Raw genomic sequence first — 25007 nt, forward strand, 5'->3', positions numbered from 1 at the left:
TGCGATTAAATCAGATCACAAACGAAGCCTTTTTTCTATCTATTTCAATTGGTTGTAGCTAAAGATCCTGTACATGAAGGCCAGCAATGAAAGTGCAGTTAATGCACGACAACTGAAAGACAGCTTGGTCAGTGATCTACGCACCATGATGCAAAATCTGGTTGATACCCAGGTTCAGGAAAATCTCAAACTGGCCAATACCCTCTCAACCTCTTATCAAGAGGTTGGCACATCTTTGGCTACCCAGATCGGTCGCTCCATCGAAGATAGTCTTAAAGATCCCTTGGAAAAAATTGCTGGTTCAGTGAAGCAGGCAAGTGGCGATCAGTCAGGCCAAGTTCAGCATCTATTGACGGATGTACTGAGTGCCTTCATGAGCAAACTAGATGCATCTTTCGGTCAACAGTTCAGCGGTTTGCATGAAATGCTCGGTCAGTCAGTAACTGCAATGCAGTCCATGCAGCAAGGCTTTGTGGCATTGGTGGACGATATGCGGCGAGCTGGCGAGTCCTCTTCTCAGCAAAGTGCCACAGTCATCGCGCAACTGCTTACAGACATGCAGGCTGGTCAAGCCAGTATGCAGAATGGCATGAACGAGATGTTGTCAAAAATGCAGGCGGCGGTAGAGCGAATGGGAAGCTCGGGCGAGGATGCCAGTGAACGCATAGCTCACCAATTGGAGAGATTGTTTGCCGAGAGTGAGGCCCGTCAGCAACAGATAGCCGAACACCTGAATAGCTTTATTGAACAGAGCCAGCGGAGTATTGGCCAAGGGCAAGAAGAGGTCATGACCAACATGTCCACAAACTTGACTCAGCTGGGCTCACAACTTAATCAGATGTTCCAGACCTTTAACGCTAACCAAGAAGGAATGGATGCACAGCATCGCTTGGCACAGGCGGATATCAGGAATACAACTGAAACGGTTATTGGTGGGTTGGATAAGCAGCTTAGAGAGACGCTGCAATTGGTCGAGCAGCAGCGCAAAGAGGCACAGGAAGTCATTGACCTTCTTGGCTTGCAAACTAGAGAGCACTTGCAGCAAATGGCACAAGGGGCAGACAAGATGCGCCTTGCTGCGGATCGATTCGACACCGCGGGCAGCAGTGTGGTGCAAGCGGGTGAGACCACTGCCAAAGTATTGGGGTCGGTGCAGCAAGTCGGTGGAGAGCTGGCGGTAGCTTCCCGTGAGCTCACAACCATTATTGGTGAATACCGCAATCATCGAGAGTCTGCGGCCAAAGTTTTGGCCACCATCGAGTCCGTAGTCGCCGGAGCGCAGAGCGAACAAAGCCAGCGAGCACAACTAATTAACGATCTCAGGCAACACGGTGAGCGGATGCGTGACCTTAATCGTGAGGCCACAGAATATTTGGACCAGATTGGCAATGCCCTAGCGAAAGGGTTCAATGAGTTTGCCGATGGGTTGAATCGTAATCTGGTCAAGACCATGGGAAGTCTCGATAGTGAGCTAGACAAAGCGGTGAAGGGGCTTGCTGGTGGTATCGTTGATATGAAGGAAGGAATTGAGGATCTTTCCGAGTTGTTTGAGTCTATCAAGGTGCGGCGCTAAGGGGCTAACTTATGTTCGGGATGAAAGGCGCTCCGGCCTCGCGTCGCAACGATGAGGCGGAAAAGCCGTTTTGGATATCTTATGCCGATCTGATGACTGCCATGATGGTGTTGTTCTTGGTTGTCATGGTTGCTTCACTTGCGTCTGTGACCCAGCGTATTCGCGAAGTTGAGGCTGGAGAAAAGCAAAGAGGGCAGGATATTGCCCGTATCTGTCAAAGCTTGGAGATACTGGCGCGAAAGAAGAGCAACATCATTAAAGTTGACTGTCGTGACAACCGGATTAGCTTTGGGGAGGCCGGTCGCTTTGGTCACAACCAATATTTTCTAGACCCACAGGGTCAGCAGGCATTGCAGGACGTGGTGCCGTTGATCCTGGATGTTACCGATAGCCCAGAGGGGCAACGTTGGATGAAACAGGTGGTGGTTGAAGGTTTTACCGATACGGATGGTTCTTACCTCTATAACCTCCACTTGTCGCTACAGCGTTCCGAGTGGGTAATGTGTGCACTGCTTGACGGACGGAGCCAGTTGCAGCAATCCCTTTCTGCCGAACACCAGCAGCAGATCCGTAGCCTGTTTTTGGCTGGCGGTGTTTCTTTTAACAATGCCAAGGACAGCAAAGAGGCAAGTCGTCGAGTGGAGCTGCGCATGCAGTTTTATGGGCTCAAGGAAGACAAGCAGCAGGCGGCGGAGAGCGCACCTCAGTTTTCTGGTCTGATGACGGCTGAACGTTGTCAGTTGGAGATGCGCTGATGGTGGATGCAATTTCCCGTCTTACGGCGATCTTGGAGTCCAGTGTGGAGCGGGTCAATGGTCGCTATCAGGAGAGGACTCTGCATTCCTTTTCGGCTTTGAAGCGAGCTAGATCTGAGGTTGAGGCTAGGTTTGACCAAGCGGAGGCAGCTCCAGAACCACCGAAGGAGAAGCGTCATGCCGCTCTGGCGGCCTTCCTACGTAATGAACCGCTCACCCGGCGGCAGTGGCGGTTGGTATATGCAGGGCTTGTTGACTGCGTTGAAGCAGGCAAGCAGTTGCTAGATGATGAAAAGGTCTTTCCACGAGTGAGTAGGCATGTATCTGCTCACATCGATAGCCGTGAGTTGGTTCGCCGGGATTGGACTGCTCTCTGCTTCAGCTATTTTGGCTATGAGGCAATAGAGCCTGAGAAGAGCCAAAACTGGCAACAACTGCGCACTTATATCCGGGATGGTTATCGTGTACTACGGAATCCGGAGAAGCTTAAAGCTTGGATGCGGGTAGTTGATGAGCATCAAGAACTTTTTCAGAGTGAAGCAGGTTTACGGTTAGGACAGCAGGTATTTGAGGGGACAGTAACAGATCTTACTCAGCTACAGACTCTTGCCCAAATCCCAGCAGAAAGTTGGCTTTGGCATCAAGTTATCGCGGTCGTGCAGAAAAAAATTGCCGAACTTGATGAAGCTACGTTTTTAGACCGGTTATCAGAGTTGTTAGCGCTGATGGCTATCAATAATCGGCGTTATTCCGACGAGATCATGGCTGCTTGTCTCACTCGATATCATGGTTGTAGCTGTCATGTGCAGCCACAAGCCAACTTGATACAAGCTGGTCTGGAGATCTGGGGGAACCCCCAGTTGAAATCCGATCAAAATCGCTGGCGTCACCATGTGGATAAACCGGTATGTGACATGGTGGGGGCATGGCTTGCCAAGCAGGATTTACAGCACTTTTTTAGTTTGCTGAAAGGTGAAGGCGAGGTTGATCAGGCGCGTCTCTTCTATTGGCTCCGTTTTGCCGATCAGATGAGTTATACCCGTATCGTGATGGGACGTGATGCTCAATTAAACCGAGATGGAGAGTTTGTCCGTTTTCGTGATCAAAATAAGGGCCGCCTAGGAGATTTATCTGGGGGCTCGCCAGCTGATAACGCAGTAATCATGCAGATTGGCGATTACATCTTTGTCGAGTTTTCGCACACAGGAAACGCCTGTTATGTATATCGAGCTAACTCCTGCGGATTTAATCCTGATGCCAGTACATTGCACTTAACTCATGATTTGAAACAAAAAAACCTCGCGAAGGGGCGTTGGATACATGTTCCCAAACCATTAAAGCCCGATGCGATGGAGGGGTGGCAGCAAAAATATGATGATGAGTTACGGTTGCTTGGTATTGTTCCAAACCCACAGGGAGCCAATCAATTATGGAATCGTGTAGTTAAACCAAAAATTGTCAAACCAAGCGTTCCATCATTTCAAGCTCCCCTTGGCAACAATTCTGAATCAAAGAGCCAAGTTGTGAACACACCTGCTGATCGGACCGTTGTGATTCATTCAGGCGGTAAGGGGAAAGTTGATTTTGCTCTGTTGCTCGAACAGTTAGGCGAAAACCTGCGACATTATACGGATCATCGTGAAAAGGGCGGTGCTTTCCATATAGAGATCAAGCAGCGCAATACAGATGACATTTTGCTTCTGAGGCGCAATGGTTTTGTGGTCAAAACTGGCAGCCCGTTTATGTTTTGGAAAAAATGATGCTTGGACGTTGGTTTAGCAAATTTGGGAAAAATAAGCATGATCCGGTTGATCTCAGCCCATGTTGGCAGGCGGATGAGAGAGGGATCGTGTTTGCCGAACGTATACAGAGCGAGCCTGAGCGATGGGCCTTGGTTGCCTATCTGGAGCAGCTTGCCGAGGAGGAGTACGTTGCGGTGCTTAGCGACCGCTGGCTCCTGACATGGCGTGATATGTATCGATTAATGGCCGACGCCGATCATGAAAGTAGTCTGGCGTTGTTGTCGCTGCCTCACTGTACTGATCTACGCCCCAAATTGGAATGCAGAGGCAGCTTGGTCGATCCTCAGTTCACCGTTGCGATTACTCACTGGAGTGATGAAGTAACGGGAGAACATGTCGAGTTAAAACGTCAGGGGGCGTTGGTAACAACGAAGAAGGGACAACGTCTACTGAACGAAGCCAGCTGGCAGCTCTGTGAGTCTCTGCGTGACCTTGCTCGTTGTCAGAGGGATGAGCCGGGTGAGGCGACCAACTATGAAGGGTGGGCCGTTATTCGCAGTGTTGCCAAAGCGGCTAATGCCGACATGGATGGTTTTCTTGCCAAGACAGTGGTAGTTAAACCTCAGCGACTGGCTTTGCGACCACGTAAGGCAGAGATCGACTCTTGTCCTGTCATTGAGGTTGGCGTTGATTTTCCTGAACAACCAGTTGGGTTCCTTTCCTCATTTGATGCTACCCAACGGGTACAGGACAGATACCGTATCACGCAACCAGATGGCACCATCGCTCATGTGTTGATAGAGCCTGAGATCAAGCAAGTACTCGAAGCCATCAAGGCGATACCGGGGAGAAGGGTGGCTGGGGATTCGGCGTTGTCCCTGTTGCGCAATCCCTATGCCCTGCTGGGAGAAGTGACCAGCGTGGTACTCGATCCAGAGCAGCACGAGCAATCGCTTGTCGATGCGGGGATCTATTTTCATCATTTTCGTCTGGAACCTAAATGCGAGGCCGAAAGTGGGAAGATCGCCACCGTATTGCTGCATCTCTCCCCTATAAGCCGAGAGCCACTCCCTGATGAAACACTGAGTTTCAATTCACCTGGAATATTTGCGCCTTTTGTACAGGAGCTGCGCTTTAAGCTGGCTGCTGGTATGAGCGCAGGTTTCTGGCAGGGTTTTGAGCTGGAGTTAGGCGACTTTGACGAGCAGCAATTGTTGGACATCGAAAAGTTGCTAGATCGCTGGCAACGAGAGGTGTCCGGAGAGTTGTTCGATTCTTTGTTTGAACTCTCTCGCTATGGTGATCGCATTATCGGTCTCGGCGAGGTAGTGCCAGTATCATCTCCTTTCCTGACCCGAACAACCGGTCAGGATTGGCTTTCGAGCGAATCGAATGGAATTGAGGAGTCAGTGGGTGATGTTGTCGCACAGATCAATTTTGACGATGCAGCGGCGCTGGATGAGTTATCAAAGCGTATTGACGAGGCGTTTGCAGAGGGAGCAGGGCATCTTTGTTTGCCAGGATCTGAGCAACCCGTGCCATTGCGCTTGGCTGAGCAGATACAAAAGGAATGGCGAAAGCAGATCCGGAGCGAAGAGCCAACAGTTCAAGAATCCATGAGGAAAAACAGCATTGGTTTGCTGGTGGAAGAAAATATCGACGAGGTGGGTTATGCCAAGTGGCGACAAGATGCGATTCAACAGGCGCGTCTTTCCTCCCCGTCATTACCGGAGAGGCTTAAGCCAGAAATCTCGCTGCGTGAGCACCAATTACACGGTGTGGCATGGTTACAGCATCTGTTCGAGCTGTCACCAGAACATGTATCGGGTTGCCTCTTAGCTGATGACATGGGTTTAGGAAAAACGATCCAATTGCTTACCTTTGTGGTTGATTATCTGGAACGTCAACCAAGTGGTGATCCTGTACTTATCGTAGCCCCGGTTTCGTTATTGGATAACTGGGAAGCAGAATTGCGTAAATTCTTCTATGCCGATGACATTGCAGTCATGCGGCTCTACGGTGATGCTCTATCAGAGGCAAAGTTTCGCAGCTATGAAATCCCAGAATCATTGCGTCAGCAGGGTGTAACAAATCTGTTGCGTCCCGGTTGGTTACAGGAGGCTCGTATCGTGTTAACCACATACGAGACGCTGCGTTCCCAAGAGATCTCCTTGGGTCGTCAGTCATGGGCCATGGTGATCTGTGATGAAGCCCAAAAAATCAAAAATCCAGCAGCTATGGTGACTAGGGCTATTAAAGCCATGAAGTCCAGGTTTCGCATTGCTTGTACTGGTACTCCAGTAGAAAACACCTTGATCGATCTCTGGAGCCTGTTTGATTTTGTCCAGCCAGGTTTGCTTGGGGCCTTAAACCAGTTTGGTCGTGAATACCAAAAACCAATTGAAGAGGGGGAGTGCAAGGATCTAGAAGCTCTGGCTCGATTACGTTCCTTGATTGAGCCCCAGACCTTGCGGCGGACCAAGCAGGATGTGGCTAAGGATTTGCCTTCCAAGATAGAAGATCGCACTTGCCGCAATCTGACCATGGTTAGTCGGCAGCGTTCCCTCTATAACCAGCAGATTGGTGAATATCGACAGCGACAATTGGTGCAGGAGGCCGCAGGGAGTAAAGAGAGTTTCATCCTTCCTGTGTTGCATAAACTCAAGCTGGTCTGTGCTCACCCCTATTGTGTGGAGCCTGACCTTTGGTTACGTGAACATTCCCCTAAGATGAGGTGGCTGCTAGAACAACTGGATAACATCCGTTGCAGCGGGGATAAAGTTATCATCTTCACCGAACTACGGGATGTTCAGCGTGAAGTACAGCACGCGGTTAAGGTCCGTTTCGATATATCCCCAACAATCATTAATGGGGACACCAGTACAAGTAGCGATAGCCTGAATAGTCGCCAACGTCTGATTGATCGTTTCCAGGCAGTGTCCGGCTTTAATGTGATTATTCTTTCCACCGTGGCGGTGGGGTTTGGTGTCAATGTGCAGGGAGCAAACCATGTGATCCATTTCACCCGGTGCTGGAATCCGGCCAAAGAAGATCAGGCGACCGATCGAGCATACCGTATCGGCCAGACCAAGGATGTATTTGTCTATTATCCAACTATACGCGATGCTGACATTCAGACCTTCGAGGCAACGCTCGATGATTTACTGGACCAGCGTAGATCGTTAGCGAGCGATATGTTGCAGGGGAAAAATGACTTACAACTGTCGGAGTTTGATGGTGTGCTTAACAAATGATGTCATTACAAGGGGAGCTGCTAGGCTGACTTCCCGTGGTGTCATATACCTACAGCCACACCTTTCAACACCAGCATGTAGCCTCTCTGCTAACTGCGGACAAATGACATGCGTCTGCCTGCCACTGCTCATAAGAGGTAATTAGCTGTTTTGTAATTTAGTTACATGGTCACTATCATGGCAAACAGAGCTTGGTTTCCAACTTCAATGTCCTGCTTGTTCGTTGAGCAGGCGGAGGATTGCTATCGAGTTTCCAACTTAAATGTCACTTGTGGTGTCGCTAAGTTACTGAATCGATTGATCAGCTAGTTTCCAACTTAAATGGTCATGATCACGTGCTGATCACGGCCATTTAAGTTGGAAATTAAAAGGCCCTGCAACAGCAGGGCCTTTTAATTTTGTGCGGTGTCTAGGGAAGTGGGGGCGATTCAGTTTTATAAATCAATGCAGCTTGAATAGAATCAACTGAGGGCGATTCACTCAGCTTTTACGGTGCCAAAATAGCGTTCTCCTATGTTATAATTGCGCGCTATTTTTGACTGAAGATTGACTGGGCATGTTGGATCAGATTCGTATCGTTTTGGTAAACACCTCTCATACCGGCAACATGGGGTCTGCGGCGCGTGCCATGAAGACCATGGGGTTGACCCAACTGGTTCTGGTTGATCCGCAAGCCTTGCCGGATGACAATGCCTTCGCCCTGGCGGCAGGTGCCAGCGATGTGCTTGCCAATGCCCGTATCGTCCCGACGCTGGACGACGCGATCGCCGATTGTGGCCTGGTGATTGGCACCAGCGCCCGCTCCCGTACCCTGAGCTGGCCGATGCTTGACCCCCGTGAAGCCGGCGAGAAGGCGGTGGTTGAGGGGATGCAACACCCGGTCGCGCTGGTGTTTGGCCGTGAACGCACCGGTCTCACCAATGACGAGCTGCAAAAGTGCCACTACCACGTGGCCATTCCGGCCAATCCCGATTACAGCTCCCTCAATCTGGCCATGGCGGTGCAGACCCTCTGCTACGAAGTGCGGATGCGCTGGCTGCAGGGGCAGGCCGCCGAGCCTGAAGAGGAGATGGCCTATCCGAGTGCCGCCCAGCTGGAAGGGTTCTATCAGCACCTGGAACAAACCCTGATGAAGACCGGTTTTATTGCCGATGACCATCCGGGTCATGTGATGAGCAAGTTGCGTCGCTTGTTCAATCGGGCTCGGCCGGAAGCAGCTGAGCTCAACATTCTGCGCGGGATTTTGACCTCGGTGCAGAGAGCGCGCGTACCGGATTAATCCGACTGATTTACTCAACCATATACTTGACTGATTTGGTCGGGTATGTGACCATGTGCCCCATTAAATTGCTTCGCAAGACGGTAAGGCACATGAGACTGACTTCAAAAGGACGTTACGCTGTAACCGCCATGCTCGACGTGGCGCTGCATGCAGAGCAGGGGCCCGTCCCCCTTGCCGATATTTCCGAGCGCCAGGGCATTTCGTTGTCCTATCTCGAGCAGCTCTTTGCCCGCCTGCGCAAACATGGTCTGGTGAGCAGCGTGCGTGGCCCGGGTGGTGGTTATCGCCTCGGTCTGGCGCCGGACGAAATCTCGGTCGGTCAGGTGATCACCGCGGTCGATGAGTCGGTCGATGCCACCAAGTGTCTCGGCAAGGGCGGCTGCCACGGCGGTACCCAGTGCCTGACGCACTCCCTGTGGCGTGATCTGAGCGAGCGGATTTCCAGTTTCCTCGGGGATATCACTCTGGCCGAGCTGGTACGCCAGGCCGATGTGCGCCGGATTGCCGGCAAGCAAGATGAACAAATGAAGACCGTGTTGTCCCTGGTTGAACGGGCAGAACACGGCGATGTGAGCTTGAAAGTCCAACTATAAACGTGCTTTCCACAGCGGGATTCTGTATGACCCGGACTGTGACGGAGAAAAACATGAAACTGCCTATTTACCTTGATTATTCGGCAACCTGTCCGGTGGACCCGCGTGTCGCAGAAAAAATGATGCAGTGTCTCACCATGGATGGCCTGTTCGGCAATCCGGCTTCCCGTTCTCACCGCTTTGGCTGGCAAGCCGAAGAGGCGGTGGATCTGGCCCGTAATCAAGTGGCAGAGCTGATCGGTGCCGATCCCCGCGAGATCGTCTTCACCTCCGGTGCGACCGAATCCAATAACCTGGCCATCAAAGGTGTTGCCCACTTCTATGCCAGCAAGGGCAAGCACCTCATCACCTCCAAGACCGAGCATAAAGCGGTACTCGATACCTGCCGTCAGCTGGAGCGTGAAGGGTTCGAAGTGACCTACCTCGAGCCGATGCCCAATGGTCTGTTTACGCTCGAGATGATCGAGAATGCCATGCGTGATGACACCATTTTGGTGAGCCTGATGCATGTGAACAACGAAATTGGCGTGATCCAGGATATCAAGGGGCTGGGCGAACTGTGCCGCTCCCGCAAGATCCTGCTGCATGTGGATGCCGCCCAGAGCGTTGGCAAGGTAGAGATCGACGTCGAAGCGATGAAGATTGACCTGCTCTCTCTCTCCGCCCACAAAATTTATGGCCCGAAAGGGATCGGCGCGCTCTATGTTCGTCGCAAACCGCGCGTGCGTATCGAAGCCCAGATGCACGGTGGTGGTCACGAGCGCGGCATGCGTTCCGGCACCCTGCCGACTCACCAGATCGTCGGTATGGGCGAAGCCTTCCGCATCGCCAAGGAAGAGATGGTCAGCGAGGGTGAGCGTGTCATGGCACTGCGTCAGCGTCTGTGGGATGGCCTCAAGGATATCGAAGCCGTTTACCTCAACGGTGATCTGGAACATCGCGTCTGCGGCAACCTCAACGTCAGCTTTGCCTATGTGGAAGGGGAATCCCTCATCATGGCGCTGAAAGATTTGGCGGTCTCTTCCGGCTCGGCCTGTACCTCTGCCAGCCTGGAACCCTCCTATGTGCTGCGCGCACTGGGTCTGAACGACGAGCTGGCACACAGCTCCATCCGTTTCAGCATCGGTCGCTTTACCACCGAGGAAGAGATTGACTACGCGGTCAAGCTTATTCGTGACTCCATCGGTCGTCTGCGCGAGATGTCCCCCCTGTGGGAGATGTACAAAGACGGCGTCGATCTGAACACGGTCGAATGGGCTCATCACTGATCCACCGGGTCAGTGAGCAACAGAATTAGCAGGAGTGAGATATGGCTTACAGTGAAAAAGTAATCGACCACTACGAGAATCCTCGCAACGTCGGTGGTTTCGACAAGAATGATCCCAGCATCGCGACCGGCATGGTCGGTGCGCCTGCTTGTGGCGACGTGATGAAGCTGCAATTGAAGATCAGCGACGAAGGCATCATCGAAGATGCCAAGTTCAAGACCTACGGCTGCGGTTCTGCCATCGCCTCCAGCTCCCTGGTGACCGAATGGGTCAAGGGCAAGACCCTGGACGAAGCGGCTGGCATCAAGAACACCGATATCGCCGAAGAGCTGGCCCTGCCACCGGTGAAGATCCACTGCTCCATTCTGGCCGAGGACGCCATCAAGGCCGCCATCGCCGATTACAAGCAGAAGAAAGGTCTCTAAGCGCCGGAGAGCAGTATGGCTATTACCATGACAGATGCCGCCGCGGCACGGGTTTCCTCTTTTCTGGCTAACCGGGGCAAGGGCATTGGCCTGCGCCTCGGTGTCAAGACCACCGGCTGCTCCGGTCTGGCCTACGTGCTTGAGTTCGTTGATGAACTGACCGATGAAGATCAGGTGTTCGAGCAGCAGGGCGTCAAGATTATTGTTGATGCCAAGAGCCTGATCCATCTGGATGGCACCGAGCTGGATTTCGTCAAGGAGGGCCTCAACGAGGGCTTCCAGTTCAACAACCCCAACGCCAAAGGCGAGTGTGGTTGCGGCGAAAGCTTTAGTGTCTGAGATGTTTGATCCTTCGTCTGTGGTTGAGCGGGTCGCCCATGACCCGTTCAACCACATCTCATTTGCCAAGGGCGAGTGAGGTTGTGGCGAACGTTTCCAAGAGGTTTGCATGAATCATTTCGAGCTGTTTGGGCTGGTTGAAGGCTTCGAGCTCGATACCCGTCAGTTGGCTGATACCTACCGCCAGCTGCAAACCCAATTCCATCCTGATCGTTTTGCCACCGCCCCCGAACGGGAGCAGCTGGCTGCGGTGCAACGTGCCGCCCAGATCAACGAAGCATTCACCACCCTCAAGGCGCCGCTGCGCCGTGCCGAATATCTGCTCTCCCTGCGTGGCACCGATATCCGTGGTGAACAGCAGACCCTGCAAGATACCGCATTTCTGATGCAGCAGCTGGAGTGGCGCGAGCGTCTGGCCGATCTGAAAGATGACGCTGACCCTGAGCGCGCCATCAAGGATTTTCGCAGCGAGATCAGGCATGATCACCAGATGTTGATGCAGCAGCTGACCGAGTCTCTTACCGCCGGTAAAGATCTTGTTGCCGCTGATTGCGTTCGCAAACTCAAGTTTGTCGACAAGCTCCTCGAAGAGCTGGAACGATTCGAAGACTCGCTTCTCGAGTCTTGATCCTTTAACGCTGGAAGTTTCATTACCCATGGCATTACTGCAAATCGCCGAACCCGGCCAGAGCGCTGTACCTCATCAGCACAAACGTGCCGTCGGCATCGATCTCGGCACCACCAACTCTCTCGTCGCTGCGGTTCGCAGCGGTCACGCCGATACCCTTTGCGATGAGCAAGGGCGCGACCTGCTCCCGTCAGTGGTGCACTATCAAAGCGACGCCATTCGCGTGGGGATTGATGCCAAGCGTGAAGCGGCACTCGATCCTCACAACACCATCGTCTCGGTCAAACGGATGATGGGCAAGGCGCTGGCGGATATCGATACCCGCCAGCAGCCTTATCAGTTTGTTGCCGCCGACAATGGCATGCCGCAACTGCAAACCCGTCAGGGGCTGGTCAATCCGGTGCAGGTCTCGGCCGAAATTCTCAAAAAGCTGGCCGAGCGTGGCGCCGCCTCGCTCGGTGGCGATCTCGACGGCGTGGTCATTACCGTGCCCGCCTATTTCGACGATGCCCAGCGTCAGGGCACCAAGGACGCGGCCCGTCTGGCCGGTCTGCACGTGCTGCGGCTGCTCAATGAGCCGACCGCAGCCGCGATTGCCTATGGCCTCGACACCGGTCAGGAAGGGGTGATTGCGGTTTACGATCTGGGGGGCGGTACCTTCGATATCTCCATCCTGCGGCTGCACCGCGGCGTCTTTGAAGTGATGGCTACCGGCGGTGATTCGGCCCTCGGCGGCGATGACTTCGATCACCTGCTGGCGGACTGGATCAAGGAACAGGCGGGCCTATCCGGCGATCTGGATGCCCATCTGCAGCGCGAGCTGCTGGATGTGGCTGCTGCCGTCAAACACGGCTTGACCGATACCGACAGCGTTCCCTGCACCTTTGCTGGCTGGCAGGGTTGCGTGACCCGCAGCCAGTTTGATGAGCTCATTACCCCGCTGGTGAAACGGACCTTGCTGGCTTGCCGCCGCGCCCTGCGCGATGCGGGCCTTGAGCAGGTGGAAGTGCTGGAAGTGGTGATGGTCGGTGGCTCCACCCGGGTGCCGCTGGTGCGTGAACTGGTGGGCGAGTTCTTCCAGCGTACGCCGCTGACCAGCATCGATCCGGACAAGGTGGTCGCCATTGGCGCCGCCATCCAGGCCGATATTCTGGTGGGCAACAAGCCCGATGCCGAGATGCTGCTGCTGGACGTTATCCCCCTGTCGCTGGGTCTGGAGACCATGGGGGGCCTCGCCGAGAAGGTGATCCCGCGCAACACCACCATTCCGGTGGCCCGCGCCCAGGAGTTCACCACCTTCAAGGATGGTCAGACCGCCATGGCCATTCACGTGGTACAGGGTGAGCGCGAGTTGGTGGCCGATTGCCGCTCCCTGGCCCGCTTTACCCTGACCGGTATTCCGCCGATGGCTGCCGGCGCCGCCCATATTCGCGTCACCTTCCAGGTGGATGCGGATGGTCTGCTCTCGGTTAGCGCCATGGAGAAATCCTCCGGCGTGCAGGCCGAGATCCAGGTCAAGCCCTCTTACGGGCTGGCGGAGCAGGATATCCTCACCATGCTGAGTGCCTCCATCGAGAACGCCCAGCAGGATATGGATGCCCGCATGCTGGCCGAGCAGCAGGTTGAAGCCGACCGGGTGGTCGAGAGTCTCAATGCGGCGCTGGCCGCCGATGGCGATGCCCTGCTGAACGCAGCCGAGCGAGCCGAGATTGATGCCGCCATCGCCCATCTGCTGACCATGCGCAACGCAGGCTCAACCCATCAAATCAAAGAAGCCATTGAGGCGGCAGATGCTGTCAGTGGCGAGTTTGCAGCCCGCCGGATGGATGCCTCCATTCGCAAGGTGCTGACCGGACAAAACGTCAACAAGGTGTAATATGCCAAAACTGATCATTCTTCCTCATCCCGTACTCTGTCCGGATGGCGCCGCCCTCGAGGGGCAAAGTGGTGAGACCATTCTGGATGTGGCGCTGCGCAACGGTATCGAGATCGAGCACGCCTGCGAGAAATCCTGTGCCTGCACTACCTGCCATTGTGTGGTGCGCGAGGGCTTTGACTCTCTCGAGCCAAGCGACGAGCTGGAAGACGATATGCTGGACAAGGCGTGGGGACTGGAGCCGGAATCGCGCCTCAGCTGCCAGGCAAAACTGGCGGACGAGGATCTGGTGGTGGAACTGCCCAAGTACACCCTGAACCTTGCCTCAGAGCGCCATTAATTACACATGAGTGAATTGCACGTGCAGCATCCTGTGGTGCTTCGGTGATATGGTGGAAGGCCGTGACCCTCGGGGGCACGGCCTTTTTTGTATTCGTTATTCTCGCTTTGCCAATAAGCTCTTTCCCATAAAGAGTGCTTATAAATAGTGCCAGTAAAAAGGAAGCAAACACGATGGCTGACATGATGAAGGTAGCGTTATCCACCCAGGCTGCGGCCGCCCATTGGGGCGAGGGCGCCCAGCTCAGTTTCAATGGCGACGAGGCACTGATCCATCTCGGTGCAGCCGGTCAGGAGAAGGATGTTCTGCGCACCGTTCAGCGCGCCGCCCGTCGCCTCGAATCGAGCGGGATCAAGCGGGTGACGCTGGCCGGTGAGGAGTGGGATCTGGAGCGTCGCTATGCGTTCGCCCAGGGGTTCTACGCCGCGAAGGGTGCGCGTGAACTGGATTTCGGCCAGCAGCGCGATGCGGACGCCCGTGAACTGGATGCGCTGCTCAAGGCGGCCCGCTGGGTACGTGACATCACCAATGGCTGTCCAGAAGAGATCTACCCCATGAGTCTGGCGGAATCGGCCCTGTTGCTTATTCGTGGTCTGGCTGGGGATCAGGTTACTGCCCGCATCACCGCCGGTGAAGCGCTGCGCGAGTCCGGCCATATCGGGATCTGGTCGGTCGGCCGTGGCAGCGAGCGCGAGCCGGTGCTGCTGGAGCTTGACTACAACCCGACCGGTGATCGCCATGCGCCCGTGGTGGCGGCGCTGGTGGGCAAGGGGATCACTTTTGATTCCGGTGGCTACTCCATGAAGTCCTCTGACAACATGCTGCCGATGAAGTCCGACATGGGCGGTGCAGCCATGGTCACCGGCGCGCTGGCGCTGGCCATCAGCCGTGGTTTGAACCAGCGGGTGAAGCTCATTCTCTGCTGCGCCGAGAACCTGGTCTCCGGCCACGCCTTCAAGCTGGGCGACATCCTCACCTACAAGAATGGGGTTTCGGTCGAGATCCAGAACACCGATGCGGAAGGTCGTCTGGTGCTGGCCGATGGCCTGATGGCAGCCTCCGACAGTGGCGCGACTTATATCCTTGACGCTGCCACCCTGACCGGCGCCGCCAAGATGGCGCTGGGCCGCGATTACAATGCGGTGTTTTCCCTCGATGAGACCGAACAGCAGCGCGCGCTGGCCGCCGCCAAGGTTGAAAATGAGCTGGCATGGGCACTGCCGCTGGAGCCCTGGCATGCCAGCCAGCTCACCTCGGCTTTTGCCGATCTGGGCAATGTTGCTTCAGCAGAGGGCACGGCCGGTGCCACCACGGCTGCTGCGTTCCTCTCCCGCTTCGTGCGCGATGAGGGCAAAGGCTGGGTACACCTGGATCTGGCTGCTTCTTATCAAAAATCGGGCAACGATCTCTGGGCAACTGGCGCCAAGGGTCACGGTCTGCGCACCATCGCACGCTGGCTGCAGGAGGTAACCGCATGAATGTCTGGTTAAGTCGTGAATTTGCACCGGCCGAGTGGGGGGAGGGGGCGCTGCTCTCTCACCGCGCCGACGGCATGGTGATCCATCTGGTGACGGCCAATCCGCTACTCGATATCCAGCAGGCGGCGCGCCGGCTCTGCCTGCAGGGGATCCAGAAAGTGACGCTGGCTGGCCACTGGGAGCGCGAGCAGCAGTGGGCCTTTGCCCAGGGTCTGCAAACCCCCAAGGCGGAGGTGCAACTGCAGTGGGCCATGTCCTCGGAAGAGGACAGAGAGGAGCTGGAGGCGCGTTGGCTCTGTGGCCGCTGGGTGCGCGAGATGACCAATGCCACCCCGGAGCTGCTGGGCCCGCTGGAGCTGGCAGTGGAAGCCGCATCCTTTATTACCGAGCTGGCGCCGGACAAGGTGAGCCATCGCATTTTGAAAGGCGAAGCGCTGCAACAGGCCGGTTGGGTTGGCCTCTATCAGGTGGGCCGCGGCAGTGCGCGCGAACCGGTATTGCTGGAGCTCGACTTCAACCCGGGGCGCGATCCCAAGGCGCCGGTGGCAGCGGCGCTGGTGGGCAAGGGGATCACCTTTGACTCCGGCGGCTACTCCATGAAGAGCTCCGAGGGGATGCTCACCATGAAGTGCGACATGGGGGGTGCGGCGATTGTGACCGGTGCGCTGGCGCTGGCCATGCTGCGCGGGCTCGACAAGCGGGTGAAGTTGATCCTCTGCTGCGCCGAGAACCTGGTCTCCGGTCACGCCTACAAGCTGGGGGATATCCTCACTTACAAGAACGGCACCACGGTCGAGATTGTGAATACCGACGCCGAAGGGCGGCTGGTGCTGGCCGATGGCCTGCAACTGGCGAGCGAGTCCGGCGCGCCGCTGATCATCGATGCCGCCACCCTGACCGGCGCTGCCGTGATGGCGCTGGGGGGGCGCTACAATGCCCTGTTTGGCCTCGACAAGGGATTGGTGAGCCGGGCCATGACCTATGCCGATGCAGAGCAGGAGCCGGCCTGGCCGCTGCCGCTGGAGCCCTGGCACCGCCAGCAGTGCCCCTCCCATTACGCCGACACGGCCAACAGCCGTCCGGTGAAGGGTGGCGGGCCGGGTGGCGCTTCCAACGCGGCGGGCTTCCTCTCCCGTTTCGTTGCCAACGAAGGGATGGGGTGGCTGCATATCGATCTGGCGGCCTGCTTCAGTGACAATGGCGATGCTCTCTGGGCGCCGGGGGCCAATACTTTGGGGATGCGCACCATTGCGCGGGCCCTGCTGGCGGAAGCCAAATAGACGAGACAAGGCACCTTCGGGTGCCTTCTTTCATGCTGTTCGAATAGTGAGCAAAAGATAGTTTTTTGGCGGCTTAAGGTCACTATCGTGCGCAAGCGCACATATTTTCCGGCTCTGCTCGGTCAAGATGAGCGTGGATGTTGATTGCAAGGGAGTGATGTTTAATAAAAAGTTGCTTGTTTGTGTGTTTTTCCGGTTTTTGTTTACGTATAATCGCCAGCGAACATGGATTCTAACAATAAATCTCTGTAGTTAAGGAAAGATATCAATGGCCATCGAACGTACCTTCTCTATCGTCAAACCGGATGCTGTCAGCAAGAATCTGATCGGCGAGATCTACCACCGCATGGAAAGCGCTGGCCTGACCATCGTTGCCGCCAAAATGCTGCGTCTGACCAGCGAACAGGCCGCCGGCTTCTACGCCGAACATCAAGGCCGTCCTTTCTATGATGCACTGGTGACCTTTATGACCTCCGGTCCGGTCATGGTGCAGGTGCTGGAAGGGGAAAATGCCGTTCAGCGTTACCGTGATCTGATGGGGCTGACCAATCCCGAGCAAGCCCTGGCCGGTACCCTGCGTGCCTGCTTCGGCGAGAGCATCGACCGCAACGCGGTGCATGGTGCCGACAGCTTTGCTTCTGCCCAGCGTGAAATCGCTTACTTCTTCAGCGAAAACGAGCTCTGCTCCCGCGACTAATCTCGCGACTGATACCTGCAAGGGAGCTTCGGCTCCCTTTGTTGTTTTCGCCGTTTACGCAATATCCCTCTATTCTCCAGGTGGAAAGCCAGACCCATTATTTGTACAATGCCGCCCCCTGACGTCGTCAGCCAATAATTGATGAAGTGTTTGAACTGAGGCCATTGATGAGCGAAACAAAAATCAACCTGCTGGATCTTGATCGGGATGCCATGCGTGCCTTTTTCGTCGAACTGGGCGAGAAGCCATTCCGGGCAGATCAGGTAATGAAGTGGATCTATCACTTTGGGTGTGATGATTTCGATCAGATGACCAACGTCAACAAGGTGCTCAAAGAGCGCCTCAAGGCGATCGCCGAGATCAAGGCGCCCGAGATCAGCCGCGAGCAGCGCTCTGCCGATGGCACCATCAAGTGGGCCCTGCAGGTGGGTGATCAGGAAGTCGAGACCGTCTATATCCCGGAAGATGACCGTGCGACCCTTTGCGTCTCCTCTCAAGTCGGCTGTGCGCTGGAGTGCAAATTCTGCTCTACCGCCCAGCAGGGCTTTAACCGCAACCTGAAAGTCTCCGAGATCATCGGTCAGGTGTGGCGTGCTGCCCGCGTGGTCGGTGGCAAGCGCCCCATCACCAACGTGGTGATGATGGGGATGGGCGAGCCGCTGCTCAACCTGGCCAACGTGGTGCCCGCCATGCGTCTGATGATGGATGACTACGGTTTTGGCATCTCCAAGCGCCGGGTGACCATCTCCACTTCTGGTGTGGTACCGGCGCTGGACAAGCTGGGCGACCAAATCGACGTGGCGCTGGCTATCTCCCTGCATGCCCCGAACGACAAGCTGCGTTCCGAGATCATGCCGATCAACGACAAGTACAACATCGAGGAGTTCCTCGCCGGTGTCCGTCGTTACCTCGAGAAGTCAAACGCCAACGGTGGTCGAGTGACCGTCGAGTATGTGCTGCTCGATCATATCAATGACGATATGCAGCATGCTCACGAGCTGGCCAAGGTACTCAAGGACACCCCGAGCAAGATCAACCTGATCCCGTTCAACCCCTTCCCGGGCAACCCTTACGGCAAGCCGAGCAACAGCCGCATCGATCGCTTCTCCAAGGTGCTGATGGAGTACGGTTTCACCGTGATCGTCCGCAAGACCCGTGGCGATGACATCGACGCCGCCTGTGGTCAGCTGGTGGGTGACGTAATTGACCGTACCAAGCGAACTATCAAAAATCGGATGCAACAGGATGGGATTTCCGTCAAAATGGTTTAAATGCTAAGCCATTGTATAGACAGGGAATGGATACACGTACATTGATCGTAGTGGCAGCGCTCTGCGCGCTGCCTGGCTGTGTGACCGAGACCACTTACGCTGGCCAGAATTCGACCCAGCGTGAAGTGGGCCCCGACCTTAAGGCGGCTGCCCAGACCCGTCTCGACCTGGGTATTCAGTACCTGCGTCAGGGCAATGCCGAGCAGGCCAAGTTCAATCTTGACCGCGCCCTCCAATATGACCCCTCCAATCCTCAGGTGCAGATCGGTTTTGCCTACTTTTACCAGAAGGTAGGGGATTTCAAGGCAGCCGAGACCCATTACAAGAACGCCCTTGCCATGGATCCGTCCAATGCTGACGCAATGAACAACTATGGTGCCTTCCTCTGTGATCGCGGCCGTTATGACGAGGCAGATCAGGCGTTCAACCAGGCGGTTATTCAGCCAGGCTATGTAAAAATTGCCGATACCTATGAAAATGCGGCACTTTGTGCGCTGCAAAATCGCAGAAATGATAAAGCAGGCGAGTACTATCGCCTGGCCTTGGGGTATAATCCCCGCAATCCAGGGTTATTGCTGGACTTGGCCGAGCTTTCCATGAAAGCTGGCAAGCTGCCTGATGTGCAGTCCTACCTCGCCCGTTTTGCCGATGTGTCAGACGAGAATGAGGAGAGTCTCTGGTTGAGACTGCGGCTGGCACAGGCGATGGACAAGCCGGCATTACTTCACCAATTCGGGACTGAGCTGGTAAGGCAATATCCCACTTCGCAACAAGCCAAGCGTTATTTAGCCAATGACTATTGAACAGCCACACGATTTCCAAGACGACTCCCAGGCAGCAGGCCCAGGCCAATTGCTGCGCAACGCCCGTGAACAGCTTGGCTGGACACGAGAACAGGTTGCGTCCCGCATTCACCTTCGTCTGACCCTGATCGCCGCTATCGAATCGGATACCTACGACAAGCACACGTCCCATACCTTTATCCGGGGCTATCTGCGTACCTATGCCAAGCTGGTCGGGATCCCCGAAGAGACCATTCTGGCCGCTTATGACAAGCTGGGTCTGACCCCTCCCGACAATATCGACATGCAGAGCTTCTCCCGTCGCTCCCGCCAGCAAGCCAACGACAGTCGGCTCAAGGTGGTGACCTGGCTGGTGATCCTGGTGTTGATTGCGCTCTCGGTCGCCTGGTGGTGGCAGAGTACCGCCCGTCGCTCTGCCGGTGATGAAGCCCTGGCTGCCACCGAGATGAGTGCGACCAGCTCGACCCCGGCTGAACCCGCTATCACGCCGCCCGATGCGATCAATACCGATGCGGTGGAAGGGGCGACTGTCGCACCTGCCGCCACGGACGTGACTGCCCCTGCGGTGGTTTCCGAGGCGAGCGCCACACTGGCACCGGCCTCTGCGGCCGTGGCCCCGACCGATGTCAACGCTGATGTCGGCACAGTGACCGATGTTGCAGTATCCGGCGCCAATGGCACCGAATCTAATGAGGCTGTCGTTGATCCTGCGACGGCACCGCAACTGAAGATGAGCTTCACCGCCGATTGCTGGCTGGATGTGAAGGATGCCAACGGCAAGACCCTGTTCAGTGGTCTGAAGAAGGCCAACGACGAGCTGGTGCTGGAAGGCGCCGAGCCCCTGAAGTTCATCATTGGCGCGCCGATGGCCGTCAAGCTTGACTACAAGGGGCAGTCGTTTGATATGAGCCGTTACAACAACGGTCGTACTGCCCGCTTCTCACTGCCGCAGGAGTAACCTGTTTCTCATGTCTTCTCACGAATCTCCCATCATTCGTCGTAAATCCAGACAGATCATGGTTGGTAATGTACCGGTTGGGGGCGATGCCCCCATTACCGTGCAGACCATGACCAACACCAAGACCACAGATGTTACCGCCACCGTCGAGCAGATCCAGCGGATCGAGCGGGTCGGCGCCGATATCGTCCGTGTCTCCGTGCCCACCATGGAAGCGGCGGAAGCGTTCCGGCTCATCAAACAGCAGACCCGCATTCCCATCGTCGCCGATATTCACTTCGACTACCGCATCGCCCTGAAAGTGGCCGAGTACGGTGCCGACTGCCTGCGTATCAACCCGGGCAACATCGGCAACGAGCAGCGGGTGCGTTCGGTGGTCGATTGCGCGCGCGACCTCAATATCCCGATCCGTATCGGGGTCAATGGCGGGTCGCTGGAGAAAGATATTCAGGAGAAGTACGGCGAGCCGACCCCCGAAGCGCTGGTGGAGTCCGCCATGCGTCACGTGGACTATCTCGATCGCCTCGACTTCCAGGATTTCAAGGTGAGCGTCAAGGCTTCCGATGTGTTCCTGGCGGTCGGTGCCTATCGCCTGCTGGCCAAACAGATTGAGCAGCCGCTCCATCTGGGCATCACCGAAGCGGGCGGTTTCCGTGCCGGCGCGGTGAAGTCAGCCATTGGTCTGGGCATGCTGCTTACCGACGGCATCGGCGATACCCTGCGTATCTCGCTGGCGGCGGATCCGGTGGAGGAGGTGAAGGTCGGTTTCGATATCCTCAAATCCCTGCGCATTCGCTCCCGTGGCATCAACTTTATCGCCTGTCCCTCCTGCTCACGGCAGGAGTTCGATGTGATCGCCACCGTCAACGCGCTGGAAGAGCGGCTCGAGGACATCATCACCCCGATGGATGTCTCTATCATAGGTTGCGTGGTGAATGGCCCGGGCGAAGCGCTGGTCTCTGATCTTGGTCTGGCGGGTGCCGCCAACAAGAGTGCCTTCTATGAAGGGGGCCAGCGGGTCGATCGGCTCGACAACAAGGATCTCATTCCGGTGCTGGAGCGACGTATTCGCGCCCGGGCCGCCATGATGGATCCCGCCAACCGGATCCTGGTGGACAAGGATTGAGCAAATCGGGGCCACATCGGGTGGTCCTTTTTCCAGGTGACTGATTTTAAATCCCGCATCCGGATTCCCTGATTTTACCTTGGGGGGGAAAATCCCTATAATGCGGCCAAATTTTACCTCTTTTTCTCGAGTATCAACGTGGCAAAACAGATCCAAGCTATTCGCGGTATGAATGATTGCCTGCCGGAGCAGAGCCCGGTATGGCAGAAGGTTGAACAGATCCTGCGCCAAGTCGTTGCCAGCTATGGCTACAGCGAAGTGCGCATGCCGATTGTCGAGCAGACTCATCTGTTCAAGCGCGCCATCGGTGAAGTGACCGACGTGGTCGAAAAAGAGATGTACACCTTTGAAGACCGCAACGGCGACAGCCTGAGCCTGCGTCCGGAAGGAACCGCCAGCTGCGTCCGTGCCGGTATCGAACACGGTCTGCTCTACAACCAGGAACGCCGGATGTGGTACATGGGCCCCATGTTCCGTCACGAGCGTCCCCAGAAGGGCCGTTATCGCCAGTTCCACCAGTTCGGTGTCGAGCTGTTTGGCATCAACGGGCCGGATATTGACGCAGAATTGATCATGCTGACCCACCGCCTGTGGCGTCTGTTTGGCATCAGCGAGCATGTCACTCTGCAGCTCAACACCCTGGGCCAGAGCGCCGAGCGCGCCGCTTACCGCGATGCGCTGGTGGCCTATCTGGAGCAGTACAAGGATCAGCTGGACGAAGAGAGCCAGCGCCGCATGTACAGCAACCCGCTGCGGGTGCTCGACTCCAAGGATGAAAAAGTACAGGCCATTCTGGTGGGTGCTCCGCGCCTGTTCGACCATCTGGGCGAAGAGAGCCTGGCCCACTTCGAGGGGCTCAAGCGCCTGCTCGAGTCTGCCGGTATCAAATACGAAGTGAACGAGCGTCTGGTGCGTGGCCTTGACTACTACAACCTGACCGTGTTCGAGTGGGTCACCAGCAGTCTGGGTGCCCAGGGCACCGTCTGTGCCGGTGGCCGCTACGATGGTCTGGTGGAGCAGCTCGGTGGTCAACCGACCCCGGCCGTGGGCTTCGCCATGGGCATGGAGCGTCTGGTGCTGATGCTGGAGACCCTCGAGCTCAACGCCGATATCCGCCCGGCGGTGGATGTCTATCTGGCGATGGTGGGTGAGGGGACCGAGCAGGCTGGCTTCCAGTTGGCCGAGCGTCTGCGCGATGCCCTGCCGGACTTGCGCCTGATGAGCCACTGCGGTGGTGGCAACTTCAAGAAACAACTCAAGCGTGCCGACAAGAGCGGCGCGGCAATCGCCCTGATCCTTGGTGAAACCGAGGTGCAAAACGGGGAGATCACTATCAAATATCTGCGTGGTCAGGCCGAGCAACAGACCGTCAAGGTTGACGCCGCCATTGCCCTGCTGGCAGCCAAAGGAGAGTAAGCTGTGGAAGTCTATACCACCGAAGAACAACAGGTTGAGGTTATCAAGGAGTGGTGGAAAGAGAACGGAACCTCGGTGATTGCCGGGACCGTGATCGGTCTGGTCGGCCTGTTCGGCTGGCGCTATTACAACCAGCACCAGCAAGAGACCATGGAGGCCTCCTCCCAGGCTTACAATCAGGTGATTGAACAGCTGGCCAAGGGCGATGCCGCCGGTTTCGAGCAGGCGCAGCAGTTTGTCACCGCCAACAAGGGCGACTCCTACGCCGAGCTGGCCGCCCTGCAACTGGCTGCCGCTGCCGTCAAGGCGGGCAAGCTGGATCTGGCTGCCGAACAGCTGAATCTGGTGGCGACCACCGGCGACGAGAGTATTCGCCCCATCGCGGCCCTGCGTCTGGCTCGTGTGCTGAATGATCAGGGCAAGGCGGACGAAGCGCTGGCCAAGCTGGCGACCATCCAGAATGACGCCTTCAAGGCGCAGGTAGCCGAAGCCCGTGGCGATGTGCTGCAAAAGCAGGGCAAGACCGAAGAGGCTCGTGATGCCTATCAGGCGGCGGCCGATGCCGGCGGCCTGCAGGGTAGCGCCGAGCTCAAGCTGAAAATGGACGATCTGGCCCTGCCGGCCGTTGCGACTGGTGAGGCACCGGATGCGTAATCTATTCAAGATGGTAGCGCTGGGGGCTGCGGTCTCCTTCGCTCTGCAGGGTTGCTCCCTGTTCAGTTCGGAAGAGGATCTCAACCCGATGGCGCCGCTGCCCGTGGTTGAATCTGCCTTCACTGCCGACACCGCATGGTCATCTACCGTAGGTGATGGCATCGGTGACTTCTACTCCCAGCTCAAGCCGGTGGTGGAAGAGGATCGCATCTATGCGGCCGCCCGTGATGGTGATGTCACCGCGTTCGATCGGGCCAGCGGCGATCGCCTCTGGACCGTCGATCTGGCTGACCTGCCGGTCAATGCCGACAAGCGCAGCGCCCGCCTCTCCGGTGGCCTGGTCTCCCGTTACGGCAAGCTGTTCCTCGGCTCCGAGAACGGGGTGGTCTATGCCCTGAACGAAGAGAACGGTGAAGTGCTATGGCAGACCAATGTGCCCGGCGAAGTGGTGGCGAGCCCCGCGGTGGAAGATGGCCGCGTGGTGGTGCTGACCACCTCCGGTCGCCTGATCGCGCTCGATACTGACGAAGGCAAGCTGCAGTGGTCGCTCTCCGAAGAGCAGCCGCCGCTGACCCTGCGCAGTGCCGGTGCGCCGGTGATCACCAACGGCGCCGTGATTTACGGGCGTGCCGATGGCAAGGTGGGCATTGCCCTGCTGAGCAATGGCCAGCCGGTGCGTCAGTCCAAGGTGGCTGATGCCCGCGGTGCTACCGAACTGGACCGTATGGTCGACGTCGATGCCAGCCCGCTGATCGCCGGTGATGAGCTCTATGCCATCGCCTACAACGGTCAGCTGATGGCTCGCAAACTGATGACCGGCGACGAAGTGTGGAAGCGCAAGTATTCCGGCTATCGCGACCTGGCGATGACTGGTAATGCCATCGTGCTGACCGACAGCCGCAGCCATCTGTTTGCGGTCGATCGTCGCAATGGTCTGGAGCTGTGGTCCAACACCCAGCTGGAGAATCGTACCGTCACTGCACCTGTCATCTTCGGTGACTATGTGGTGGTGGGTGATGTGGAAGGATACCTGTATTGGCTTGATCGTACCGACGGTACCATCAAGGCGATGCAGCAGCTCGATAGCAGTGGCCTCTACGCCGCCCCGCTGGTGGATGGCGAGACCCTGTATGTGCAGAGCCGTGACGGCAAGTTGTACGCCCTCAAGCGTCCTTGATCGTCCGATAATGTGAATATCCGGCTCCTGGTCTTCGGACCCGGAGCCTTTGTCGTCTTGAGAATGAGGCTT

At 56.4% G+C, this 25007-nt stretch carries 22 protein-coding genes; all 22 read left to right on the top strand.

Annotation, left to right across the window (positions count from 1 at the left end; translation table 11 throughout):
• Positions 1-73: 73 nt before the first annotated feature.
• The 22 genes from zorA (at position 74) to bamB (ending at position 24935) form a co-directional block, all read left to right on the top strand.
• Positions 74-1573 (top strand): anti-phage ZorAB system protein ZorA, encoded by a 1500-nt coding sequence (gene zorA / locus PG888_RS12985; RefSeq protein ID WP_270693512.1) that lies wholly within the window; start codon positions 74-76, stop codon positions 1571-1573.
• An 11-nt stretch (positions 1574-1584) separates the two neighbouring features.
• The gene (gene zorB1, locus PG888_RS12990; RefSeq protein ID WP_024946483.1) at positions 1585-2328 is read left to right on the top strand and encodes a type I Zorya anti-phage system protein ZorB1; all 744 of its coding nucleotides are present in this window, start codon (positions 1585-1587) and stop codon (positions 2326-2328) included.
• Positions 2328-4088, top strand: a complete 1761-nt coding sequence (zorC, locus tag PG888_RS12995) for a type I Zorya anti-phage system protein ZorC (protein ID WP_041999544.1) — start codon at positions 2328-2330, stop codon at positions 4086-4088. Before zorB1 ends, zorC begins: the two co-directional genes overlap by 1 nt.
• Positions 4085-7324 carry a type I Zorya anti-phage system protein ZorD gene (zorD, locus tag PG888_RS13000; RefSeq protein WP_201296179.1) on the top strand — a complete coding sequence of 1080 codons (3240 nt, stop codon included), beginning with the start codon at positions 4085-4087 and terminating at the stop codon, positions 7322-7324. Before zorC ends, zorD begins: the two co-directional genes overlap by 4 nt.
• Positions 7325-7880: 556 nt before the next feature.
• Positions 7881-8603, top strand: a complete 723-nt coding sequence (trmJ, locus tag PG888_RS13005) for a tRNA (cytosine(32)/uridine(32)-2'-O)-methyltransferase TrmJ (RefSeq protein WP_182937704.1) — start codon at positions 7881-7883, stop codon at positions 8601-8603.
• 92 nt (positions 8604-8695) lie between these two features.
• Positions 8696-9199, top strand: a complete 504-nt coding sequence (gene iscR, locus PG888_RS13010; protein ID WP_042063444.1) for a Fe-S cluster assembly transcriptional regulator IscR — start codon at positions 8696-8698, stop codon at positions 9197-9199.
• A gap of 53 nt (positions 9200-9252) precedes the next feature.
• Positions 9253-10467 carry an IscS subfamily cysteine desulfurase gene (locus PG888_RS13015; RefSeq protein ID WP_058053760.1) on the top strand — a complete coding sequence of 405 codons (1215 nt, stop codon included), beginning with the start codon at positions 9253-9255 and terminating at the stop codon, positions 10465-10467.
• 41 nt (positions 10468-10508) lie between these two features.
• On the top strand, positions 10509-10892 hold the full coding sequence (gene iscU / locus PG888_RS13020) for a Fe-S cluster assembly scaffold IscU (protein WP_040094674.1): 384 nt from the start codon (positions 10509-10511) through the stop codon (positions 10890-10892).
• Positions 10893-10907: 15 nt separating this feature from the next.
• Positions 10908-11231, top strand: a complete 324-nt coding sequence (gene iscA / locus PG888_RS13025; protein WP_005333812.1) for an iron-sulfur cluster assembly protein IscA — start codon at positions 10908-10910, stop codon at positions 11229-11231.
• Positions 11232-11340: 109 nt separating this feature from the next.
• Entirely contained in the window at positions 11341-11859 is a 519-nt protein-coding gene (gene hscB, locus PG888_RS13030; RefSeq protein WP_182937703.1) for a co-chaperone HscB, read from the top strand.
• A 28-nt stretch (positions 11860-11887) separates the two neighbouring features.
• The gene (gene hscA / locus PG888_RS13035) at positions 11888-13735 is read left to right on the top strand and encodes a Fe-S protein assembly chaperone HscA (RefSeq protein WP_182937702.1); all 1848 of its coding nucleotides are present in this window, start codon (positions 11888-11890) and stop codon (positions 13733-13735) included.
• 1 nt (position 13736) lies between these two features.
• The gene (gene fdx / locus PG888_RS13040; protein WP_005333808.1) at positions 13737-14075 is read left to right on the top strand and encodes an ISC system 2Fe-2S type ferredoxin; all 339 of its coding nucleotides are present in this window, start codon (positions 13737-13739) and stop codon (positions 14073-14075) included.
• Between the two features lie 173 nt (positions 14076-14248).
• Positions 14249-15553 (top strand): aminopeptidase PepB, encoded by a 1305-nt coding sequence (pepB, locus tag PG888_RS13045; protein ID WP_182937701.1) that lies wholly within the window; start codon positions 14249-14251, stop codon positions 15551-15553.
• Entirely contained in the window at positions 15550-16833 is a 1284-nt protein-coding gene (gene pepB, locus PG888_RS13050) for an aminopeptidase PepB (protein ID WP_182937700.1), read from the top strand. Before pepB (PG888_RS13045) ends, pepB (PG888_RS13050) begins: the two co-directional genes overlap by 4 nt.
• 268 nt (positions 16834-17101) lie before the next feature.
• The gene (ndk, locus tag PG888_RS13055; protein ID WP_033136074.1) at positions 17102-17530 is read left to right on the top strand and encodes a nucleoside-diphosphate kinase; all 429 of its coding nucleotides are present in this window, start codon (positions 17102-17104) and stop codon (positions 17528-17530) included.
• A gap of 167 nt (positions 17531-17697) precedes the next feature.
• Positions 17698-18801: a bifunctional tRNA (adenosine(37)-C2)-methyltransferase TrmG/ribosomal RNA large subunit methyltransferase RlmN gene (locus PG888_RS13060; protein WP_033136073.1), complete on the top strand. Its 1104-nt coding sequence runs from the start codon at positions 17698-17700 to the stop codon at positions 18799-18801.
• A gap of 11 nt (positions 18802-18812) precedes the next feature.
• Positions 18813-19604, top strand: a complete 792-nt coding sequence (gene tapF, locus PG888_RS13065; RefSeq protein ID WP_270693518.1) for a PilW family type IVa pilus biogenesis/stability lipoprotein TapF — start codon at positions 18813-18815, stop codon at positions 19602-19604.
• Positions 19594-20562 (top strand): cytoskeleton protein RodZ, encoded by a 969-nt coding sequence (rodZ, locus tag PG888_RS13070; RefSeq protein ID WP_182937699.1) that lies wholly within the window; start codon positions 19594-19596, stop codon positions 20560-20562. Before tapF ends, rodZ begins: the two co-directional genes overlap by 11 nt.
• A 10-nt stretch (positions 20563-20572) precedes the next feature.
• Positions 20573-21688 (top strand): flavodoxin-dependent (E)-4-hydroxy-3-methylbut-2-enyl-diphosphate synthase, encoded by a 1116-nt coding sequence (gene ispG / locus PG888_RS13075; protein ID WP_182937698.1) that lies wholly within the window; start codon positions 20573-20575, stop codon positions 21686-21688.
• 138 nt (positions 21689-21826) lie between these two features.
• The gene (hisS, locus tag PG888_RS13080) at positions 21827-23104 is read left to right on the top strand and encodes a histidine--tRNA ligase (protein WP_033136069.1); all 1278 of its coding nucleotides are present in this window, start codon (positions 21827-21829) and stop codon (positions 23102-23104) included.
• A gap of 3 nt (positions 23105-23107) precedes the next feature.
• Positions 23108-23758 carry a YfgM family protein gene (locus PG888_RS13085; RefSeq protein ID WP_182937697.1) on the top strand — a complete coding sequence of 217 codons (651 nt, stop codon included), beginning with the start codon at positions 23108-23110 and terminating at the stop codon, positions 23756-23758.
• Entirely contained in the window at positions 23751-24935 is a 1185-nt protein-coding gene (bamB, locus tag PG888_RS13090) for an outer membrane protein assembly factor BamB (protein ID WP_058053749.1), read from the top strand. Before PG888_RS13085 ends, bamB begins: the two co-directional genes overlap by 8 nt.
• Positions 24936-25007 lie beyond the last annotated feature (72 nt).

The sequence above is a fragment of the Aeromonas sp. QDB23 genome, assembly GCF_027707745.1.
Classification (GTDB): domain Bacteria; phylum Pseudomonadota; class Gammaproteobacteria; order Enterobacterales; family Aeromonadaceae; genus Aeromonas; species Aeromonas allosaccharophila.

Excerpts from the sequence above, each read along its gene's own strand:
- iscA (WP_005333812.1), top strand. The coding sequence starts at position 10,908 with ATGGCTATTACCATGACAGATGCCGCCGCGGCACGGGTTTCCTCTTTT.
- fdx (WP_005333808.1), top strand. The coding sequence starts at position 13,737 with ATGCCAAAACTGATCATTCTTCCTCATCCCGTACTCTGTCCGGATGGC.
- zorC (WP_041999544.1), top strand. The coding sequence starts at position 2,328 with ATGGTGGATGCAATTTCCCGTCTTACGGCGATCTTGGAGTCCAGTGTG.
- iscR (WP_042063444.1), top strand. The coding sequence starts at position 8,696 with ATGAGACTGACTTCAAAAGGACGTTACGCTGTAACCGCCATGCTCGAC.
- zorD (WP_201296179.1), top strand. The coding sequence starts at position 4,085 with ATGATGCTTGGACGTTGGTTTAGCAAATTTGGGAAAAATAAGCATGAT.
- ispG (WP_182937698.1), top strand. The coding sequence starts at position 20,573 with ATGTCTTCTCACGAATCTCCCATCATTCGTCGTAAATCCAGACAGATC.
- hscB (WP_182937703.1), top strand. The coding sequence starts at position 11,341 with ATGAATCATTTCGAGCTGTTTGGGCTGGTTGAAGGCTTCGAGCTCGAT.
- bamB (WP_058053749.1), top strand. The coding sequence starts at position 23,751 with ATGCGTAATCTATTCAAGATGGTAGCGCTGGGGGCTGCGGTCTCCTTC.
- ndk (WP_033136074.1), top strand. The coding sequence starts at position 17,102 with ATGGCCATCGAACGTACCTTCTCTATCGTCAAACCGGATGCTGTCAGC.
- iscU (WP_040094674.1), top strand. The coding sequence starts at position 10,509 with ATGGCTTACAGTGAAAAAGTAATCGACCACTACGAGAATCCTCGCAAC.
- PG888_RS13060 (WP_033136073.1), top strand. The coding sequence starts at position 17,698 with ATGAGCGAAACAAAAATCAACCTGCTGGATCTTGATCGGGATGCCATG.
- zorA (WP_270693512.1), top strand. The coding sequence starts at position 74 with ATGAAGGCCAGCAATGAAAGTGCAGTTAATGCACGACAACTGAAAGAC.
- trmJ (WP_182937704.1), top strand. The coding sequence starts at position 7,881 with ATGTTGGATCAGATTCGTATCGTTTTGGTAAACACCTCTCATACCGGC.
- pepB (WP_182937701.1), top strand. The coding sequence starts at position 14,249 with ATGGCTGACATGATGAAGGTAGCGTTATCCACCCAGGCTGCGGCCGCC.
- rodZ (WP_182937699.1), top strand. The coding sequence starts at position 19,594 with ATGACTATTGAACAGCCACACGATTTCCAAGACGACTCCCAGGCAGCA.
- hscA (WP_182937702.1), top strand. The coding sequence starts at position 11,888 with ATGGCATTACTGCAAATCGCCGAACCCGGCCAGAGCGCTGTACCTCAT.
- pepB (WP_182937700.1), top strand. The coding sequence starts at position 15,550 with ATGAATGTCTGGTTAAGTCGTGAATTTGCACCGGCCGAGTGGGGGGAG.
- PG888_RS13015 (WP_058053760.1), top strand. The coding sequence starts at position 9,253 with ATGAAACTGCCTATTTACCTTGATTATTCGGCAACCTGTCCGGTGGAC.
- zorB1 (WP_024946483.1), top strand. The coding sequence starts at position 1,585 with ATGTTCGGGATGAAAGGCGCTCCGGCCTCGCGTCGCAACGATGAGGCG.